Source organism: Duganella violaceipulchra (assembly GCF_019166075.1).
In the GTDB taxonomy this organism is placed as follows: domain Bacteria; phylum Pseudomonadota; class Gammaproteobacteria; order Burkholderiales; family Burkholderiaceae_D; genus Rugamonas; species Rugamonas violaceipulchra.
The window spans coordinates 57,686-78,995 of the sequence record NZ_JAHTGR010000008.1; the positions used below are offsets into that span (position 1 = coordinate 57,686).

General features: G+C 61.4%; 8 protein-coding genes. 1 reads left to right on the forward strand and 7 read right to left on the reverse strand.

The window, feature by feature from the left end; translation table 11 throughout:
- Positions 1-174 precede the first annotated feature (174 nt).
- The gene (gene ospF, locus KVP70_RS16130; protein WP_217943241.1) at positions 175-1,686 is read left to right on the forward strand and encodes a type III secretion system effector phosphothreonine lyase; all 1,512 of its coding nucleotides are present in this window, start codon (positions 175-177) and stop codon (positions 1,684-1,686) included.
- Between the two features lie 28 nt (positions 1,687-1,714).
- Here the strand turns inward: ospF and KVP70_RS16135 are convergent, their stop codons facing one another.
- The 7 genes from KVP70_RS16135 to KVP70_RS16165 all read right to left on the reverse strand — a co-directional run bounded on the left by KVP70_RS16135 (position 1,715) and on the right by KVP70_RS16165 (position 20,816).
- On the reverse strand, positions 1,715-3,841 hold the full coding sequence (locus tag KVP70_RS16135) for a type I secretion system permease/ATPase (RefSeq protein ID WP_217943242.1): 2,127 nt from the start codon (positions 3,839-3,841) through the stop codon (positions 1,715-1,717).
- Between the two features lies 1 nt (position 3,842).
- Positions 3,843-5,219 carry an HlyD family type I secretion periplasmic adaptor subunit gene (locus KVP70_RS16140; protein ID WP_217943243.1) on the reverse strand — a complete coding sequence of 459 codons (1,377 nt, stop codon included), beginning with the start codon at positions 5,217-5,219 and terminating at the stop codon, positions 3,843-3,845.
- The gene (locus KVP70_RS16145) at positions 5,209-7,323 is read right to left on the reverse strand and encodes a peptidase domain-containing ABC transporter (RefSeq protein ID WP_217943244.1); all 2,115 of its coding nucleotides are present in this window, start codon (positions 7,321-7,323) and stop codon (positions 5,209-5,211) included. The genes KVP70_RS16140 and KVP70_RS16145 overlap by 11 nt, the downstream gene beginning before the upstream one ends.
- A gap of 229 nt (positions 7,324-7,552) precedes the next feature.
- Positions 7,553-8,233 (reverse strand): thiol:disulfide interchange protein DsbA/DsbL, encoded by a 681-nt coding sequence (locus KVP70_RS16150; RefSeq protein ID WP_217943245.1) that lies wholly within the window; start codon positions 8,231-8,233, stop codon positions 7,553-7,555.
- A gap of 140 nt (positions 8,234-8,373) precedes the next feature.
- Positions 8,374-14,142 (reverse strand): TcdA/TcdB pore-forming domain-containing protein, encoded by a 5,769-nt coding sequence (locus tag KVP70_RS16155; RefSeq protein ID WP_217943246.1) that lies wholly within the window; start codon positions 14,140-14,142, stop codon positions 8,374-8,376.
- 552 nt (positions 14,143-14,694) lie between these two features.
- Positions 14,695-15,081, reverse strand: coding sequence for a hypothetical protein (locus KVP70_RS16160; protein WP_217943247.1), 387 nt, complete (start codon positions 15,079-15,081; stop codon positions 14,695-14,697).
- Between the two features lie 314 nt (positions 15,082-15,395).
- Entirely contained in the window at positions 15,396-20,816 is a 5,421-nt protein-coding gene (locus tag KVP70_RS16165; RefSeq protein ID WP_217943248.1) for a TcdA/TcdB pore-forming domain-containing protein, read from the reverse strand.
- Between the last annotated feature and the right edge of the window lie 494 nt (positions 20,817-21,310).

Below are 21,310 nucleotides of genomic sequence, written 5' to 3' on the forward strand. Positions count from 1 at the left end.
CGATTCCCGGACGATACGTCTGAAGTGGCGGTTCGTCCACAAACCAGTGTCAAGCCGGCCGAAATAAGTTCATACAATACTCGGCAATGCCGATCGAACTGAATGCGGGATCAACATCACTATATGGCCATATGTGGGCGCCCATCGTGCTCATGATACGAATGGAGAATCGATATGCGCGCTTCACGGCCACACCTCAACCTGCATCTGGACTTACCGCCGATTCAAACGGGAATCCAAACTCAAACACCGGCGCAACCGGCCTGGCAAGCGGCCACAGACCACTTGCTCGCGAAACAGGACGAACTTCGCGACGAGATGCGAAAGATGGATGAGTTCGTATTCAGGCGCGAGTGCAATGCGCCAACGTATGACGATGGTCGTCTGGCCGGATTCATCCAGGAGAAATGTGGACATAGATTGAGCAATCCAGGTGCCGATGCCTTCATCCACGTTCGTCGAACCGGCGGCGGGCAGCCCGATCAATACGCCGGCGATAAGATCCATATCAGCGTCCGTCCGGAGCAACTGCCAGCGGCATTCAGTGCCGTAGCCCCGCTGCTATTTTCCATGGATAGCCCGATAGATAGCTGGAAAGTCACCGACATGGAGCGCTGCTCCCGGCAGTCGCGACTCTATCGAGGGGCGCAATTTACCCTTTACATCAAACCGCAGGGAGCGGAGTGCCGTTACGAAGCGGAGGGGCTCAAGAAGCTCCAGGATTTCGTGCAAAACCTGGAAACGGCATTGCTGGAGTCCGGCGTGCCCGCCGGCCGGCGTCCCGATTCCGATGTGTCGGCGCCGGGCTGGCAATATGCGTCTTACCGCAATGAATACTCCAGCGATCGCGAAGGCGGAGAAGCTCAGCAGCGCCGACAGCGCGAGGAGCCCTTCTTCAAATTGATATCGAATTCGGCCGGTCCCAGCCATCCGCTGCTCGAACGTTATGCGCAAGAATTCACCTTACCTTTTAACCACAAGACCTACGAAAACAGGGACTTGCTCAAGACCGCCAACAGTGCCGGCGAGCGCGCCTACCATTTGTATGACCGCGGCCAAAATCGATTCGTCGAACTATTCAACTATGCAGGGACGGACAACAAATCGAACGCCGCTGAAAAAATGGGCCAGGGCGCATACGGTGGCGTGTACGCACGCAAGAACCCCAACGCCCACTCTTTGGTGGTCAAGCATTTGAAGGAGCCGGTTCCGGACTGGGAGCGCATGAACCAGGTATTTTTGAAAGTGAAACAGCTGCCCGAAGCGCTCCAGAAGCATTTTAATGTGCCTGTATTCGCGTCTTCGACGAAACAGCTCTTACAAAAAGTGAACGGACTCAACCTGTTCCAGTTGTACGAATCCAGCGACTCCTCGATGCGCGACAAATTCAGGCACCAGCTTCCTGCCAACATCTTTGACGAGGGGAAAATGCGCGAGCTCTTCCATCGAATGAACGAGGCATTAACCCGGGTCGACTTCAGGCACGGTGACATCGGGAACCAGAACATCATGTACGACGTTTCAAGCGACTGCCTGGTATTGGTGGACTTCGACGCCGTGCGCGCCGAAGGCCATCCCCTGTCCAATCAGGCGGACAATATCAAGGACATGAACAACGTCGAGCGCTACTCCCTGATCTGCGCGGCAAAGCGCAGGGCGCCATCGACGGCCCGGACCGGCCAGTAAGCCGGTCCCCGTCTGGCTTAGCAAGCGTTCAGGACTCGGCCGTCTGCAAACGCCACAACTTGGCGTACTGCCCTTCATTACCCAGCAGCTCCTCATGCCGCCCCAGTTCGACCACGCGGCCATCCTCCATCACCAGAATCGCGTCGGCGTGACGGATGGTGTTGAGCCGGTGCGCAATGCTGATGACCGTGCGCCCGGCCGTGATCTCCGGCAAACGGCGCATGATCGCGGCCTCGGACTCATAGTCGAGCGCGCTGGTGGCCTCGTCCAGGATCAGTATCCGTGGATCGGTCAGCAACGCGCGTGCCAGCGCCACCCGCTGGCGCTGGCCGCCCGACAGGTTGCAGCCACGCTCGCCGACATCGGTCTCAAAACCCTGCGGCAGCGCGGCGATGAAGGCGTCGGCGCCAGCCAGGCTGGCGGCGGCGCGGACTTCCTCATCGCTGGCGCCCGGTTTGCACAGACGGATGTTGTCGGCGATGGAACCGGCCAGCAGCACGCTCTCCTGGGGCACGATGCTCATCTGACGGCGCAGCTCGACCGGATCGGCGATCGCGATATCGCCGCCATCGATCAGGATCTGCCCCTGCTGCGGCGTGTACAGGCGCTGCAGCAGGCGCACCAGCGTCGATTTGCCCGAGCCGGAGCCGCCGGTAACGCCGATGAAACGGCCTGCTTCGATGTCGACATTCAAGCCCTTCAACACTTCCTCGCTGTCGGCGCCGTAACGGAAGCGCACCTGCCGGAACGCGACCTTGCCATCCAGCGTCTGCAAAGCGCCAACGCCCTCGCCGGCCGCCTCGGCAGGTTCATCGAGAATATCGCCGACCCGCCGCAACGCGATCTGGGTGTGCTGGAAATCCTGCCAGATCTGCGCCAGGCGCAGGATCGGCTCCACCACATGGCCAGCCCACAAGTTGAAGGCGACCAGCTCGCCAACGCTCATCTTGCCGGCCAATACGGCGTGCACACCGAACCACAACATCAGGGCGGAGGTGCTCTTTTGCAGGAAGCCGATCCCCTGGCCGACGGCAATGCCCATGAGCTTGGTGGCGAACTGCCCGCGCAGATAGGCCGCCAGGCGGCGCTCCCACTGGGCCGCGACGCGCTCCTCGACGGCGCTGGTCTTGATGGTCTCGACGCCGCTCACCGCCTCCATCAGGAAGGCGTTGGCTTCGGCGTTGCGTTCGTAGGCGCTCAATGCGCGTTCGCGCAGCAAGGGGCCAATCACCATCCACAACACAAAGCACAACAGCAGGGACAAGGCCAGCACCCCGGTCAACACCGCGGAATAACACAGCATCACCGCCAGGAAGATGACGACAAACACCATGTCGAGCAACAAGGTCAAGCCCGAACCAGTCAGGAACTGGCGCACATGGTCCATCTCGCGGATGCGGGCGATGATCGCCCCGGCTTGGCGGTGACGGAAGTAGCTCAGTGGCAGAGCCATCAGGTGGCCATAAACCCGACCCTCCAGTTCCGCATTGATCTTGCTGGCCAGATTGCCATACAACCAGCTGCGTATGAAACCATACAGCGGCTCGAACAGCGCCAGCGCCAGCAGGCCGATCCCCAAGACCTGCAGGCTATCGATGCCGCGGCTCACCAGCACCTTGTCGACCACGCTGGAAAAGAACAAGGGACTAACCAGCGCGATCAATTGCAGCACCAGCGACACCAGCAACACCCAGACGAACTGGCTGCGGTGGCGCTGCAACGACGGCAGGAACCAGCGCAGCCCGAACGGCACCCGCCCGGCGGGATTGCGGGCCTCCCCCAGCAGCAGCACCGTGCCGTCGTGCATGGCATGCAGCTCGGCCAGCGTGAGCCGGCACTCGCGTCCCTGCGCCGGCATCCACAGCGTGGCGCTCTCCGCCTCGACCGCCAGCAATACCACGAAACCGAGCCGGGTTCCAAGCAACGCCGGGGTCGGCAAGGTGGCCAGATCGGCGCGACGATACAGCGCGACCCGGGCGCGCAGGCCGATCCAGTGCGCCAGCCGGCACAGCTCGCCGACGTCGGCCTGTCCATCGGTCCGGCCCAGCCGGTGGGCCAGCCGGCGCGGGGCGACCGCGACATCGAAGTGTTCAGCCGCGCGCGCCAGCGCCAGCAAGCCGGGATCCATCATGGGGTTGGGCAAGTTCGTGTTCATGTTAACGCTCCCGCATCGCCGTGGCTTGATACTCGCGCACCGGACTCAGTAAATAATCGATCACGCGCCGCGTGTCGGTCTTGACTTCGGCGACCACGCTCATGCCGGGCTGCAGCGGCATGCGCCGGCCATCGACCATGATGTAATCCTGCGTCAACCGCACGCGCGCCGGGAACACATAACCCAGCCGCTCGTCCTTGACGGCGTCGTGCGAGACAAACGACAGGGTGGCCGGCACCGTGCCATAGCGGCTATACGGAAAGGCATCGACCTTGACGGCGACCGGCTGGCCAGGCACGGTAAAGCCGACGTCCTGGTTAAGCAGGTTCACTTCCGCCTCCAGTTCGGTGGCATCCGGCACCACGATCATCAGCACCTGCGCCGGCGTCACCACGCCGCCGACGGTGTGCACCGCCAACTGTTGCACCACGCCGTCGACCGGCGAACGCAGGCTTTGCAGGTCCTGCCGTTCCACGGCCTTGGCCAGTTTCTGCTGCAGATCGATGATCGCGTTATTGGCTTGGGTCAGCTTGTCGGCGTAGTCGCGCCGGGTCTGCGCCAGATAGGTTCGCTTGCGGTCGGCGAGGTTCAACTCCTGTGCCCTCAGCACTTTCTGCTGCGCGCTCTGCTGCACCTGCCGCTGCTCGATGTCCAATTGCTCCTTGTCCTTTTCCAGCAAGCCCACGCGCGACACCATGCCCTGCTCTTCCAGCTTGCGCAGCGAATTCATGCGGGTGGCCACGTTGGTATGCACCTTGTCGAGCGAATCGAGGTCGCGGACGGTCGCCTGCTGGTTCGCGGTGTTGACCTGGATTTCCGATTCCAGATCCTGCATGCGCGCGCGCAGCACCTGCCATTCGTCGGCAAGATGGAGACGGGTGTTCGCCACCTGCGCCGGATCGGCCCCATCAGGCGGCACGAAGGCGGCGATCGGGTCATTCGCCAGCAGGGCGAGAAAGCGGCTTTTTTCCAATTGATTGAAAGCCAGTTGCTCATGCAGGCGCACCGTGTCGGCGCCGGCGCCGACCAGCTTCAAATCAAGCAGGACCTGGCCCGCCTTGACGCGCTGGCCATCGCCGACCCGGATCGCCACCACTTCCGCCTGCTCCAGCGGCTGGATGACCTTGGAACGCGAGGAGGCGATCACCTGGCCGGCGGCGCTGGCGTGGATGTCCAGCCGGCCGACTATCGCCCACACCAGCGCCAGCAACAGCAACAAGGCCAGCGACAGCGCGACGCCGCGCGCCCATGGTGAAGCGGGCCGGTGCAGGATTTCCAGGTGGCCCGGCAAAAATTCATAAGAGCTGTCGGGCCGCGCGCGGTCGCCAGCGTTCCTGAGACGGTCCGCCCATGCGGCGCAGAATGTTTTAAGCTTCATGTTCGTTCTCCGTAGAAAAATCTTGTTGCAAGCGCCACAGGCGGCGGTAAGTGGCGCCCTTGGCCAGCAATTCGGCGTGGCTGCCGCTTTCAATTACTTTGCCGCCTTCCAGCACCGCGATGCGGTCGCAGTCGCGGATCGTCGACAGGCGGTGCGCAACGATCAGCACCGTGCGCCCGCGCGCGATGTCGGGCATGTTGTCGCGGATGACCTGCTGCGACTCCTCGTCGAGCGCGCTGGTGGCCTCGTCGAAAATCAGGATGGCGGGATCGCTCAGCAGCGCGCGGGCTATCGCCAGCCGCTGTCGCTGGCCGCCGGACAGCGAACTGCCCCCTTCGGCCAATACGGTGTCGTACCCCATGGGCAGCTTCAGGATGAAATCGTGGGCGCCGGCCAGTTGCGCGGCGCGCATGACGTCTTCCAGCGGCGTGGCCGGCTCGCGCAACGCGATGTTGTCGCGCACGCTGCGGTGGAACAGGAAGTTTTCCTGCAACACCACGCCTATGCGTTGCCGCAACTGGCTCGGATTCAAGCCGCTCAGCGGCTGGCCATCGATGTATATTTCGCCCTGCTGCGGCAAATAGAGCTTCTGCACCAGCTTGGTCAGGGTCGACTTGCCGGAGCCGGACGGCCCGACGATGCCCAGCGTCTGGCCGGCAGGAATGGTCAGCGAAACGCCGTCGAGCGCCGGCGCCAACTCGGGCCGGTAGCGGAACGCGACGTCGCGCAACTCGATCTCGCCGCGCAGGCGCCCGGACAGCGCCAGGCTGCCGGCGTCCTGTTCGACGGGCAGGTTGAGCATCTCGCCGAGGCGATCGACCGCGACCCGCGCCTGTATGAATTGCTGCCACAGGTCGACCAGGCGGGTCACCGGCTGGCTGGCCTGGCTGGCCAGCATGTTGAAGGCGATGAGTTGTCCGACCGTCAGTCTGAGTTGCATCACTTCGTGCGCCCCCAGCCAAAGGATCAGCACCGAAACGACCTTTTGCACCCATTGCACCGACTGGCTGATCAGCACCTGCCGGGTCTGCGCTGAAAAACCGCTGGCCACCTGGTCGCGCGTGGTTTCTTCCCAGCGGCGGCTCATGCGCGGCTCCACCGCCAAGCCCTTGATGGTCTCCACCGCCGCCAGCGACTCGGCCAGCAGCGAGGCGCTGCGGGCGCCGTGCAGAAACATGGTCTCGATGCGCGCCTGCAGGCCCGGCGTGGCGCGCCAGGCGATCAGCGCATACAGCGGCAGCGAGAGCAGCAACAGGCAGGTCAGCTTGGGCGACAGCAGCGCCATCACGCCCAGCAGCACCAGCGTAAACACCAGGTCCACACTCAGTCCCATCGCGGCGCCGGTCAGGAATTCGCGGATGGTGTCGGCCTCGCGGACGCGCGAGACGATGGCGCCGACCTGGCGGCTGCGGAAATAGGCCAGCGGCAGTCCCAGCAGATGGCGTACCAGGTCGCCCCCCAGGCGCTCGTCGATGCGCGTCGAGGTATGGCTCAGCAGATATTCCCGCAGGCCCTTCAGCAAGGCTTCGACCAGCGCGGCCAACACCAGGCCGAGCACGATCACATCCAGCGTCGCCAGTGCATTATGCACCAGCACCTTGTCCATCACCACCTGGAAGGCCAGCGGCGGCAGCAGGGCCAGGAACTGCAGCAGAAAGGAAAACAGCAGCACTTCGCCGAGCAGTCGCCGGTGCCGCGCGAACGCCGGCACAAACCAGCTCAGGTCGAAACGCAGTGCGGCGCCGGCCAGGCACAACACCTCGCCGCGCCAATCGGCCTCCAGCTCGGCCAGGGGCATCACCATCGGCCCGGCCTGGCCTGGCGATTGGATCAGCGCCTGGGTCTGATCCATCCTGGCCAACACGGCGAAACCGCCGTCGCCACGCCGGTAGGCGCACGGCAGCATGTCCGGCCTCAGTTTGCGCCAGCCCAGCTTTTTCAGGCGCAGCTTGACTTGATTGCGGCGGCCGAAGTCGGCCAGCTCGGCGGCGAGCACGCGGCCCGCCTGCGGTTCGGCAGCCAGTGCTTCGACGCCCGCCAGATCGAGCAGGCAGGTGGCGCAGTACAGGGCTGATGCGACCTCGTCTGAGGTGTCGGGTATCATAAATTCATTCCGAAAAAAGTGCGGCGATTGCGCGCGGTGCGTCAAGGAATTCAGGGCGATCGAGGCGCAGTTCGCCTGCGGCCTCGCCCTTCAGTGGTATAGAGGGATGTTATATCGGCATTGCTGCGGCGAAATGTTTGGTGCCGTTTTATCAGACCAAGTTACCGCAATGACGCGCCCAGGTGTCCCCGCCCAACGAGACCGGCCTGGCGCCCGCCGGTTTTTCGGATCATTTTGCCGCCGCGACCGGTCCGGCGCGCCGGCCGTCCTCGCTCTTGGCCTTGACCACCAAGGCATCCAGCACCGCGATCATGGCGTGCTGCGCCTGCGCCTCGCTGTGCCCCGCCCCCCAGGTCAACGACGGCGACGTCATGTACCTGCCATCGACCACGACGCTGGGCGCGCCACGGATCTTGTAGGTGCTGGCTAACTCCATGGCGCGTCGAATTCTCGACTGGACCGCAAAGGAATTGAAAAATTCCCCATACGCCGCTTTGTCGACGCCGAACCTGCCCACGAATTCAAGCAGCGCCTCGTCCTCGCCGAGGGGAATGCGCTCCACCTGGACCGCGCTGAAAATTTTATCGTGGATCGCGTCGAGCTTGCCCATCGCCTCCAGCGTCACGTAGGCATGCGCCTGCGGGTCAGCGGGGTCGCCTGCCAGGTACACGCGGCGGAAGGAAATCTTGTCTCCCTGCTTTTTGACCCAGTCGGCCAGCAATGGCTCAAGCGTGTAGCAGTGCCGGCAGTGATACATAAAAAATTCAACCACCTCGACTTTTGCGCCGATGCCGGCGCGGCTGGGCGCGAAGGCCTTCAGCGTCAGATAGTCGACACCGTTTTTCGGTTCGGTGGCCCAGGCGCCGGAGACGGTAGCCGCCAGGGTGACGGCGGCGAGCAGAAAACGCATAATAATCCTTGATCGTAAATGTGGTGGTAGAGGCCGCGAGGAGAACTCCTCCCGGAAGCGGCCGATGCCCTTACCGGGCTTTCATGAAACGGGCGGTGGTCGCCCACCGCCCGTCGGCTACGTCAGGTCATGTTCCCGGCCTACGCCAGGCCAGAACCCGGTCGCACCGATTGCAACGGCGAGGCCAGCAATATGTCCGCAGGCGCGGACCGCACATCCACCGCCTTGCCGACGGCGCCATCCTGCACGAAGACACTCATCGTCTGCGCCAACTGCCCCCGGTTTGCCTGCGGCCAAGCGGCGGCGGCCAGCGGCAGCTCGGTCTGGTCCTGGGCACTTTTCACATCCCATACCTTGCCCTGTTCGTCGGTGCCGAGCAATTTTCCGGTCTGCGCGTTGTAGCGCCCCGACACCTGATGACCGCCCTTGATCGGCATGCCGACAACGTCGAACTCGATGGTGCCTAAGCTCTTGGCGGTCCGCACCATGCCGTCCAGTGTCGCCCTCGGGTTGTGCTGGAAATAGACGGCGCCGTAACCCAGCATGGCCGGGTCCTGGCCGGCGCCCAGGCGCCAGCGGATGCCGCGCTCGTCGGCTCCGGTCACCGCTCCTTGCTGGCCATCGTAGCGGCCGGACAGGATGTGACCGTCCATGAGCACGATGCCGGCCACGTCGAAAGCGCTGGTCGCGTATCTTTCAGCGCAATCCGCCAGATTCGGCAGAACGACATGCGTCTTGTTCTTCGCGACGCCATCGTCCAGCGCTTTTTGGCTGGCGGCGAGCTGCGCACGCACGTCCTTCTGCGCGGCATCCACGACAAAATAGTGATCGGCGCCGCGGCTCCTCAGCGCATCCAGGGCGGCCACGACGTTGCCTTGGTAGCCGCGCCCGGCGCGGCCGATGCCCAACTGGTCGCCGACCGCGTGCACCACGGCGTCGACCGCCTCGGCATCCTTGCAAGCGCTTACCCAGGCGCCGAACTTGGCGAAGTCGATCTGCTCCATTGCCGCGCTGACGCGCGTGTCGCGCTCGACCCGCGCACGCAAAGGCGACAAGTCGACCGCCATGCCTGGTTGCACGTGCGCCGCCATCCAGTTGGCGTCGACCGCCAGCAATTGGGTCTTGCCGTCCTTGATCCGCACCGACAGCCCCTCGTCGAGGTTGACCACGTAGGTATCGACCCCGTCCAGCGCAGGCAAGCGCAAGCGCCCCAGTTGCGCCTCGCTGATGCCACCGTCCAGGCCGACGACATTGCCCTCGCGCGCCACATGCCGGACAACCAGGCCGGCGGGATCGGCCGAGCCGTCGTCGGCGAACAGCATCTCCTTGTCCGGATCGAACAGGTAGCTCCGCTTCCCCGCTGTATCGTAGCCAACGTACTGCACCGCCGCCGCGCGCTCCGAGGTGAACGTGCCGTTCGTCCGGCTGTACCAACTATAGCTGGCATGCTCGCCTTGGCCGTTCCGCACGTGCACCACGTCGCCGCCCTGCGCGTAACCATACTTGTCCAGCAGTCCCTTCAGGCCGGCGCCATGGTCCGCCTCGCCCCTGCGGACCTCCAGCAATTCGATGTCGGCCCGGTCCGCAGGGTTCAGACGCAAGGTCATGCCGTCGTCGGTTTCCACCACGATCGCCGCGCCGCGCCGGAACGCCGAAGTCAGCTTAGGCAGATTTTCATACTGCGCATCGGCAGTTCGCGCCTGCGCGAGCGCCGTCAGCGAATCAGCCTGGTCGAGCGGCGCGGTGGACAGCAGTTGGCCGCGTGCGGCGTCGAACAACCACGCCTTGCCATCGCTGATGCCCAGGTAGTTGAGCATGCCGCCGGCGGCGGATTTCCCCACCACCAGTTTTTGCGCGGCCACGTCGTACCAGGCCGATACCGGCGTGCCCTGCGCGTCCTGCACGCCCACCAGCACCAGTACGCTCGCCTTGCCTGCCGCCAGCTTTTTCAGCGCCGGCCACATGCCTGCGCCTTGCGGCAGCTTGCTCATGTCCGCGCCGAGCAAGGTGGCCTCCTGCGGCGGGGTCACGACATAGATCGCACCGTCCTTGGTCCCGCCAGTGAACATCCGGGTCTGTTGGTTGTAACGGCCGCTCAGCAATTGGCCGTCCGGCAGCGCCAGGCCATCTATTACGAACTCCGCCGCACCATCGACCGCGGCCGTGTGCGCCATCTGCGCCAGCGTGGCCTGGGGATGCTGCTTGAAATAGTCGGCGCCAAAGCCCAGCATGATCGGGCCGCCATCCATGCCGACTTCCCAAACGGCGCCCTGCCCGTCGACGCAGGACAGTTTCGCTGTCGTCGCATCGTAATGGCCGGACATGGTCCGTCCGCCCTTCAACGGCATGCCGAGCACATCGAATCCATTCGCGTCATACGCGTTGGCAATTGCCAGCATCGCCTTCAGGCTAGTCCCGGCGGACTGGAAGTAGTCCGAGTCAAAGCCCAGCATGACCGGGCTCCGGCCACGCTGGGCTTCCCAAATGAGTCCTTGCGCGTCAGTCCCGACCAACTTCCCGGTCTTTGCGCTGTAGTGGCCGGACACCGGCTTACCCTCGATCGGCAACCCGGCGACGTCGAATTCATCCGCGCCATACCGGCTGGCGGCCGCCGCGACCACGCTATCGAGCGTGGCGTGAGGATTCAGTTTGAAATAGGCGGCGCCAAAGCCCGCCAGCGACGGCGTCAGGGTCGGCGACATCGTGACGATGGCCCCGTACGAATCGGTGCAGCTCAGTTGTCCGGTCTTGCCGCTGTAATGGCCAGATGCGGTGCCGCCATCCTTCAGCGGGATATCGACCACGTCGAATTCGTCGGCGCCGCCAAACGCCTTGGCGCTTGTCACCATGCCATCCAGCGTGGGCTGGGGATTCAGCTTGAAGTAGGCCGCGCCAAAGCCCAGCAGGGTCGGCGCCAGGGTATTCGACATTGCAACGATGGCCCCGTGGGTATCGGTCCCGATCAATTTCCTGGTCGTTGCATCGTAGTGGGCGGACGCCGTGCTGGCGCCGCCGATCGGTATCTCGATCGCGTCGAAATCGCCGAGGCCGTGCGCCTTGGCCAAGGCCACCATGCCGGCCAGTGTCGGCCGCGCAGGAGGCTTGAAATATGCGGAGCTAAACCCCAGCATAGCCGGAGCCCGCTCCGATGTGATCTTCCAAACAATCCCGTCCTCGTCGGGACCGACCAATTCCCTGGTAGTCGCATTGTAGTGCCCGGACATCGGGCGGCCATCCTTGCGGGGCATGCCGCCCACATCGAAATCGCTGACGTCATAGCCCTTGGCCATCGCCGCCATGTCGGCGAGCGTGGCCTTGGGATTTTTCTTGAAATAATCGACGCCAAAACCCACCAGGGTCAGGGTGAGGTCCTCCGCGATCTTAACGGCCGCCCCCTGCTCGTCGATGCCACTCAGCTCGCCGAGCTTCGCGTCGTAGCAGGCGGACACGGTGTGTTCGCCCTTGGCGGGCAAGTCCCAGACCTGAAAATCACCCAGGCCGCCCTGCCTGGCCGCCGCCACCAAGGCACTCAACGTGCGGTGAGGATGTTCCCTGAAGTAGGGGGCGGCAAAGCCCAACATGGTCGAGGAATTGAAACGGCTAACTGAAGCATACTTAACTTCCCGGATAATCCCGTGCTCGTCGACACCGATCATTTTCTGCTGTTGCGCATCGTAGTGGCCGGACATCGTGTGGCTGCCGTCAATCGGCATGTCGAGAACAATGAAATCCTTTTCGCCATAGTTAGAAGCCTCGCCCGCCAACGTCTTCAGCGTGGCCTTTGGATTGCGTTTGAAATATTCGCTGCCAAAACCCAGCAAGGTCGGGACCAGGTCCCCCGTCACCTTGACCTTGAGCATGACGCCCAAACTATCGGTCCCGCTCACCTCGCCTGCCGCTGAGTCATAGCGGCCGGACAAGGTATTGCTGACGAGGGAGGGCTGAGAGCCCGAGACATTGTCACCGGAGACCTCGCGCCCCTTGATCGGCATGCCGCTCACATCGAAATCTTTTACACCATACTTGTTGGCAGCTGCCACCATCTGGGAGAATGTCGCGCCCGGGTTCTTAGTGAACCATTCAGCGCTCAGAGCTGCGCCCACCATTTTTTGCTCCTTGAAATCCGCAGTCCTTATCACACCGTCTTTTTGCATCACCCTCACGATCGTGCTGTCAGGGTACTTAATGGAAACGGTCTCGCCGCCGACGTTCAGTGAGTGGTCAGAGACGGATATCTCTTCGCTCAGCTTATCGCTCGGCATGAGCGTCCAACTTGAGTGGCTGTGGCTGTTACTGTCGCCGTCCTCTGACAAGGTGACACCGCCGTAAGTGCTCAACGTCAGTCCATACGAGCCGCCGCCGCCGGTGATGTTGTAGTTCATGGACCAATCCAACGAATGATAGGCTTCGGCAGTGGGTACTTCGCCTGTCATATGCGCCATATCCGGCATGACCAGTTGTTGCGAGACCTTGCCCATCACCACCTTGACCGTGCTGTTGGCATATGCACGCTTCAAATTCTCATACTTTGTGCCGCCGTGGTGCGTGACGAATTTAATGGTCTCGCCATTCGCCTTCTTTTTGCCGTTGATACCTTCGATGGCCGTACTCTTGCTGCCGAAGGCCGTACCGGAAGTGAAATAGCCAAGGCAAATCGGCATGTAAGGCAAGACGACCACATCGCTAGACTTATCCAGATCCACAGTTTGACTCTTGATGCCAAACCCCTCCCACAGGTCAAAGACTCCGCCCGTGCCGTGAGTCGCGTCGAACTCATCCACCAAGCCGTTGAGGCCGCCGCCCTTACTCATCTCATGCATGCGGTTCGTACCGAAGGTGACCTTGCCATTTTTCAGATCGAGCGTGTCGATCACCACACCTGTCTGCGGCACCAGGATGCTGTGCTTGTCGTCGCTCCAGTTGTAGCCGGCGCTTTCATAGCCTTCTTTAGCTCGATTAAAGTAATCGTTGATCTTATCGGTGTGCTCAGCCTTTCCCATCCATTGCTTGGCCAGTGCGCCGATGCCGATGCCGAGGCCGGCGAGCGGAACGGCGAGGGCGCTGATGACGCCGGCCGCCGTCGCGGCGCCAGCCAGGTCCGCCGCGAACGCAGCTCCGCCCATCGCCACCGTGGTGAGATCGTTCCCCAGACGGGTACCGTACTCGACCTTTTCCTCCAGTGTTTTGGCATTGACGATCTCATAGATGTCGAAGCCGGTGTTAGCGCCATCCAGCAACAGACCGCCCACTTCGAGCGCTTTCGACAGGTTGCCGGCGACGCTGAGCAACCGTTCGCCCTCGGTCAGCGCGCCCACCATTTCACCCACTTTGACGATATCCTGCAGGCCGGCCACGCCGGTTCTGGTGAAGCCGACGTAGCTGTGCGCTTTCAATTCTGCGGAAAGGTCCTCATCTGTTTCCGTGAGTTTCTTGATGATCTCCTGAAGGGCCAGTCCTGCGAACAGGCCCTCGGCGCCGCTAAAGCTGCCCTCGATCTCGACCTCGACTGGATGGAATTTCCCCTCCCCGTCCACTGTATAGGCGCCCTTCATCTGCGCCGGCAAGCCTTCGACATAGTCCAACGCGCTACCCAACTCGTCGGAACCCACCTTTACAGTCTTGACTTGATGTCCGGGCGAGTTCATGTCGAGGAAGCTGATTTCCCGCTTCGCCCCGTCATAGCTGCCGAACAGCGGCACATAGCGCTTCGCATCCAGCCCCGATTGCCTCATCAGATCGCCCAGGCCCTTGCCCAACGCGTCGGCCTGGCGCTGCGCCTCCAGCTCGGCGCGCACGCCGGCCTCGGCAAACTGGGGGGGCAGCGGCGGCGCCGTCCCCGGGCGCGGCCCGGACAAGGAAAGGGGCGCTATCGTCTTTCCACCCAAGCTGGTTTCATCATGGCTGTTCATTCTGCACAACTCCTAATTTAATGAAGTGAGGTAACAAGATCTGGCGCGCGATATGCATAGGCGGCTCCAGGCCAGGACGAAGGCGCAACGCCGATGACGCGGCAACGGCGACTGTCCGGTCCCGTACGAAGTGTATTGAAAGGAAAATGCATGGCGATTGTCCGATCCATTACTCGGACCGAATTACCCTTGCCGCCGGCACCAGCCGACTGGGCCGGCGCGCTCACGCCCTGCCGGCGATTGCCCGGGGGCGAACGTAAAAACGGGCGGTGGCCGCCCGCCGCCCGCAGGCTACTTGACCACCGCATACAGCAGACCAGCCAGAAGGATCAGCTCAAGCTGCTGCTTGGCCGAATGGATTGCAGTGGCTGGGCCAGGAAGCCAGCCGCCGAGGCGGGCGACGCGGCCGCCGCCTTGCCGGCAATGCCGTCCTGCACGAAGGCGCTCATCGCCTGGCCCGGTTCATTTGCGCCACCGCGTTGAGATCGCTGGGGTAGGTCATTGGAGGTTGATTGCTGAAGCGCTTGCCCATATTCAGGCTATTGTCACTTTTCACATCCCACACGTTGCCATATTTATCATTCTCCAACAGGCCAGGAAATATTGCAGGGATTCGGACAGATCCTTGGCGGCCACCTTCACGACTTTCACCTGGTGGCCGGCCGACCCGGTATCCAGAAAACTCAATTCCTTCGTTTCTTCGTCATAGCTGCCGAACAGCGGTACATAGCGCTTCGCGTCCAGCCCCGATTGCCTCATCAGGTCGCCCAGGCCCTTGCCCAGCGCGTCGGTCTGGCGTTGCGCCTCCAGCTCGGCGCACACGCCGGCCTCGGCAAACTGGGGGGGAGGCAGCGGCGTCATCGTCCCCGGGCGCGGCCCGGACAAGGAAAGGGGCGCGATCGTCTTTCCACCCAAACTAGTTTCATCATGGCTGTTCATTCTGCACAACTCCTAATTTAATAAAGTGAGGCAACAAGATCTGGCGTTCGATATGTATTGGCGGCGCCAAGCCAGGACGAAGGGGCAACACCGTTGACGCAGCAATGAAAACTGCCCGGTCCCGAACGCAGTGTATGGAAAGGAAAATACATGGCGATTGTCCGATCCATTACTCAGACCGAATTACCCTTGCAATCGGCACCAGCCGAGTCGGCCGGCGCGCTCACGCCCAGCCGGGGAGTGCCCGGGGCCGAACGTGAAAACGGGCGGCGGTCGCCCACCGCCCGCAGGCTACATCAGACCAGACAGAAGGATCAGCTCAGGCTGCTGCTTGGTCGAATGGATTGCAATGGCTGGGCCAGGAACCCGGCCGCCGAGGCGGGCGACGCGGCCGCCGCCTTGCCGGCGACGCCGTCCTGCACGAAGGCGCTCATCGCCTGGGCCAGTTGGCCCCGGCTTGTTTGCGGAGCGGCGACGTCAGAAAGACCGACCGCGGCAAGCACCGACGGCGTACTCTGCGTCAGGACGCCTTTCACATCCCATACTTTGCCCTGCTCATCGGTGCCGAGCAGTTTTCCAGTCTGGGCATTGTAGCGGCCGGACACCGTATGACCGCCCGCGATCGGCATACCTACCACGTCGAACTCGCCAGCGCCCAAACCCTTCGCCTCCGTCACCATGTCCGCCAGCGTGACTTGGGGATGCTGCTTGAAATACATGCTGCCGAACCCCTTCATGGCTTGGTCCACGACATACTGGTTTTCATGTGTGTGTTCCTCAGCGCCTGCGCTTAGCGTCCAGCTAATGCCGCGCTGATCGGTTCCGGTTACGCTGCCCGTCTTCCCGTCGTAGCGACCGGACAGGATGTAACCGCCCTTGAGCGGGACCCCATCCACATCAAAATCGCTGGTTTCGAATTTCTTGGCAGCAGCCGCCAGATTCGACAGTAGGTCAGAATTTATGTGGTGCACGGCCGCGTCTACCTCGGAGTGAGCGCAGTGGTCTTTCAGGCTTTGCGCAGCATTACGGAAGACGACATCGAGCTCGACGCTATCGCCACTCCCCCCACTCAGAAGATCATTCAAGCCCGTCTCGTAAGCTTCCTCGCTGACACCGACGGGAATCCTCATGTTAAGGCCAGACGCATCACCGAAAGCATGGTAGACCACCTCGGCAATCTCGGCGTCCTTGGGATCCAAGGTGAGCGACGACATCCAATTCCTTATCTCGCTAACCTTCAGGTTTTCATGGGGACCAATAGTACGACGAAAATCAATCATTTTGTCGGCGGCGTTCTCCATGACATCGTTATGCCATGCCTTCGCATACTGCGCCATCCAGGTCGAGCCGGCCTGCAGCAGCTCGGTCTTTCCATCCTTGATCCTGAACGACAACCCCTCGTCGGTGCCAACCACATAGGTGTCCACGCCGTCAAGCTTGGGCAGTTGCAGTTTATCCAGCTGATTCGCGCTCACGCCGCCGTCCAGGCCCAGCACATTGCCCTCGCGCACGACATGCTTGGCGACGATACCAACCGGGTTGGCCGAGCTGTCGTCCGCGAACAGCATGCCCTTGGTCGGATCGAACAGGTAGCTGCGCTTGCTCGTCGAGTCGTAGCCCACATATTGCACGGCCGCGTCGCGTTCCGAGGTGAAGCTATCGCTCTTTCGGTTGTACCAGCTGTACGTGGCATGTTCTCCCTTGTCGCTGCGCACATGTATCGTCTCGTCGTTGTGCGCGTAGCCGTACTTGGAGTCCAGCAGAGCCTTCAGTCCGGCGCCGTGATCCGTCGCGTTCCTGGTCACCTCCAGCACATTGATATCGGCGGGATCCGCTGGATTCAGGCTCAGCGTCACGTCATCGCTGGTCTGCACCACGATGGTCGCGCCCGAGCGGGTCGCCGAAACCAGCTTGGGCAGATTGGCGTACTGCGCCTCGGCCACCGGCACCTGTTTGAGCGCGTCGAGCGAGTCCGTCTTGTCGATTGGCGCGGTCGACAGCAACTGGCCGTGGTCGGCGTCGAACAGCCACGCCTTGCCCTTATGGACGCCCAGGTAACTGAGCGCCGCATCGGTGGGACTTTTACCCACCACCAGCTTTTGCACGGCCGGATCATACCAGGCCGACACCGGCTTGCCGTTCGTATCCGTCACGCCCAGCAAGGTGAGCACGCTGGCTTTCCCTGCTGCCAGCTTCATCAGTGTCGGCAGCATGGCCGCGCCCTGCGGCAGCGCCGCCAGATTCGCGCCCACCAACATGGGTTGCCGCCGCCCATCCAGCACATAGATCGCTCCGTCCTTGGTTTCACCTGTGATCAGTCCGCTCTGCGCACTGTAGCGACCGCTCAGCAACTGTCCATCCGCCATCGGCATGCCGTCCACATCGAACGCCTCCGCACCGTACTCCTTGGCCTTGGCCAACATCGTATCGAACGCGACCCCCGACGTTTTGAAGTATGGCGCGCCAAAGCCGCGCATGGCCGGGTTCTGATTAGGCTTGACCTCCCAAATTAGCCCATCCTGGTCGACCCCGAGCAACGTCTCAGCATTCGCGCTGTAATGTCCAGAGATCGCATGGCCGTCCTTGCCTGGCATACCGAACACATCGAAGCTACTGACGCCCCAAGCCTTGGCGAGCGCCGCCAAGTTGTCCAGCGTAGCATGAGGATTTGTCTTGAAATAGTCAGCGCCAACACCCAGCAGAGTCGGAGTAAGATTTTCCGCGATCTTGAAGATCGCACCACTCGGGTCGGTACCGATCAGTTCCCCGATCCCGCTGTGTAAGGAGTAGCGGCCGGATATCGTCAGGTTATCTCCGATCGGTAGGTTTAACACCTCGAGATCTCCTCCGTCAAGGTCATCGGCTGGCTTTAGCATCTCGCTCAACTGACTCAAGGGGTGAGCCTTGAAATAGATGCCCGTAAAGCCGATTATTTTGGTCGAACCGTTGGTCACCTCCCAGATGCGGCCTAGCTCGTCAGTGCCGCTCAATTCCTGACTCTGCCCATTATAGTGGCCAGACAGTGTATGGCCGCCCTTTAGCGGCATGCCGCTGACGCCGAAGTCTCGGGCATCGTAGTTAGCAGCCTCCGCCACTAAATTCATCACCGTGGCTGCGGGATTGCGCTTGAAATAGTCGACACCGAAACCCTGCAGGGTCGGGGAAAAATCTTCTGCGATCTTGACAAGCGCGCCGTGCGAGTCGATTCCGTTCAGTACGCCGCTCTTCGCGTCGTAGCAGGCGGACACGGTGCGCCCGCCCTTGACCGGCAAGTCCCATGCCTGGAAATCACCCAGGCCAATCTGCTTGGCCGCCGCCACCAAAGCACTCAACGTGAGGTTGGGATGTTCCTTGAAGTAGGGGCCAGCAAAGCCCCGCATAATCGAGAAATTAGCATAAGCACTCCCAGACAAACCGAGGGGGCACGCAACTTCCCAGATAAGTCCGTGCTCGTCAACACCAGTTAATTTCTGCTCCTGCGCATCGTAGTGGCCGGACATCGTGAGGCTGCCGTCAATCGGCATGTCGCAAACGTCGAAATCCTTGGCGTCATAGTTAGCGGCCTCGTCCGCCAAAGTCTTCAGCGTGGCCTTGGGATTGCGCTTGAAATATTCGCTGCCAAAACCCAGCAGGGTCGGGACCAGCTGCCCGGGCAAGATCGCGACAAGGTCCTCGGCCAAGACAGAGTCCGCCTTCACCTTGAGCATGACGCCAAAACTGTCGATGCCGCTCACTTCACCTGTCGCTGAGTCATAGTGGCCGGACAAGGTATTACTGGCGCGCGGTGGGTTCGACAAACCGTGGATATTATCACCGGGGACATCACGTCCACCGATCGGCATGCCGCTCACATCGAAATCTGTTACACCATACTTGTTGGCGGCTGCCACCATCTGGGAGAATGTCGCACCTGGGTTCTTAGTGAACCATTCAGAGCTCAGAGCTGCGCCCACCATTTTTTGTTGCGCGAAGTCCGCAGTTTGCACCACGCCATCTTGTAGCATCACCCTCACGGTTGTACGGTCAGGGCACTTAATGGAGATCGACTCGCCGCCGACCGTCAGGGAGCGGCCACCGACGACGACCTCGTCGCCCATTTTTTCGCCCGGCATCAGTATCCAACTCGACTTGCTATCCGCCTTTTCGTTCAGCGTGACGCCACCGTACGTGCTCAGCGACAGGCTATAGCTCCCGCCACCGCCCGTGATCTGGTAATTCATCGTCCAATCGTTGGTGGAATGATCGCCGCCGTCATGCGAGGGATAGTCACCATGCTCGTGTTCGCCGGAAGGCATGATCAGTTGCTTCTGATCCTTGCCCATCACCACCTCGACCGTCGTATCGAAGAACCGACGGCTCAGCTTTTGATACGTTTCGAGGCCGTTCCTAGTCTTAAATTCAATCACATCGCCATTGTCTGTGAGCTTGTTCTTGTCAATCTCCTCGATGGATTTGGCACGCCCGGTGCTATCCGCCGTGTACGTAAAATCACCTTTGGTGGTCGGCATGTAAGGCAATACCACCGCGTCGCTATTGTCCCGCAGCCACACGGAATGGGTGACACCAAAACCTTCATGCAAATCGAAGACTCGGCCGGAGAGATGCTTGAAGCCGCCACTGTTCAGCGTCACCTGGTCCATGGTGTTGCCGCCGAAGGTGACATAGCCGGCGCCGTCTGTGAAGTCGAGCTTGCTGATCACCACGCCCACCTGAGGCATCAAGACGTTTTTCTTATCATCACTCCAATCGTAGCCACCCTTCTCGTAGCCTGCCTTGGCCTTGTCGAAGTAATTGTTGATCGCCTTCATCTCCTTGGAATTCTTCATAGCCTGTTCAACCAGCGCGCCGATGCCGATGCCGAGACCGGCGAGCGGAACGGCGAGGGCGCTGATGACGCCGGCCGCCGTCGCGGCGCCAGCCAGGTCCGCCGCGAACGCCGCGCCGCCCATCGCCACCGTGGTGAGATCGTTCCCCAGACGGGTACCATACTCGACCTTTTCCTCCAGTGTTTTGGCATTGGCGATCTCATAGATGTCGAAGCCGGTGTTAGCGCCATCCAGCAACAGACCGCCCACTTCGAGCGCTTTCGACAGGTTGCCGGCGACGCTGAGCAACCGTTCGCCCTCGGTCAGCGCGCCCACCATTTCACCCACTTTGACGATATCCTGCAGGCCGGCCACGCCGGTTCTGGTGAAGCCGACGTAGCTGTGCGCTTTCAACGCAGCGGAAGCGTCCTCATCTGTTTCCGTGAGTTTCTTGATGATCTCCTGAAGGGCCAGTCCTGCGAACAGGCCCTCGGCGCCGCTAAAGCTGCCCTCGATCTCGACCTCGACTGGATGGAATTTCCCGTCCCCGTCCACTGTATAGGCGCCCTTCATCTGCGCCGGCAAGCCTTCGACATAGTCCAGCGCGCCACTCAATTCGTCGGAAAACACTTTCACGGTCTTGACTTCATATCCGGGCGAGTTCATGTCGAGGAAGCTGATTTCCCGCTTCGCTCCGTCATAGCTGCCAAACAGCGGCACATAACGCCCCGACCTGAGGCCCGATTGTTCCATCAGTTCACCCAAGCCCTTGCCCAAGGCGTCAGCCTGGCGCTGAGCCACCAGTTCGGCCCGCACCGCAGCCTCAGCAAGCGCAGGATCCCAGGCAACCGGTGCTGGGGGGGCCGGGCGAGGGACCGGCGCCGCCCCAATAGAATTCTCAATAAGGCCATTTTCACTATGATTGTTCATTCTGCAAAACTCCTAGTTAACGAAGTAAAAGATACCCGGCGCTGGATATGTTGCTTGCGGCGCCATATAAAACGGATGGGAGACGCTGTCGTTTTCAGCTATATGGTTTTCCCTGTCCTGAGTTAATTCTAGGGAAGAGAAAAGGCACGGCAATTATTCTCTCTATTAATCAGACCGAATTACGCTGTATGCATCCGAACTTTCAGATACTGGCCGGCGCAGGGATGCATGGTGGAGTTAAAAGACTTTTTCGCAATATTTCCAATTTCATCAGCCGCTACTTAAAGGAAAATACTATGTAGAATATCAATGGAATGGCGATGGGATAATAATTTAAGCCGATCAGGAAATATTATTCGTGACTGTTCAGCCGCTATGGCGGCAATAAAAAGGTTGTAAACAGTTCCAGACACGTTCATCATGCCGGCATGGCAAAGAAACCAACGGCTCCCGACCTTTCCTCCTCTCGCACGAGGAGAAGGACACGCTCATTT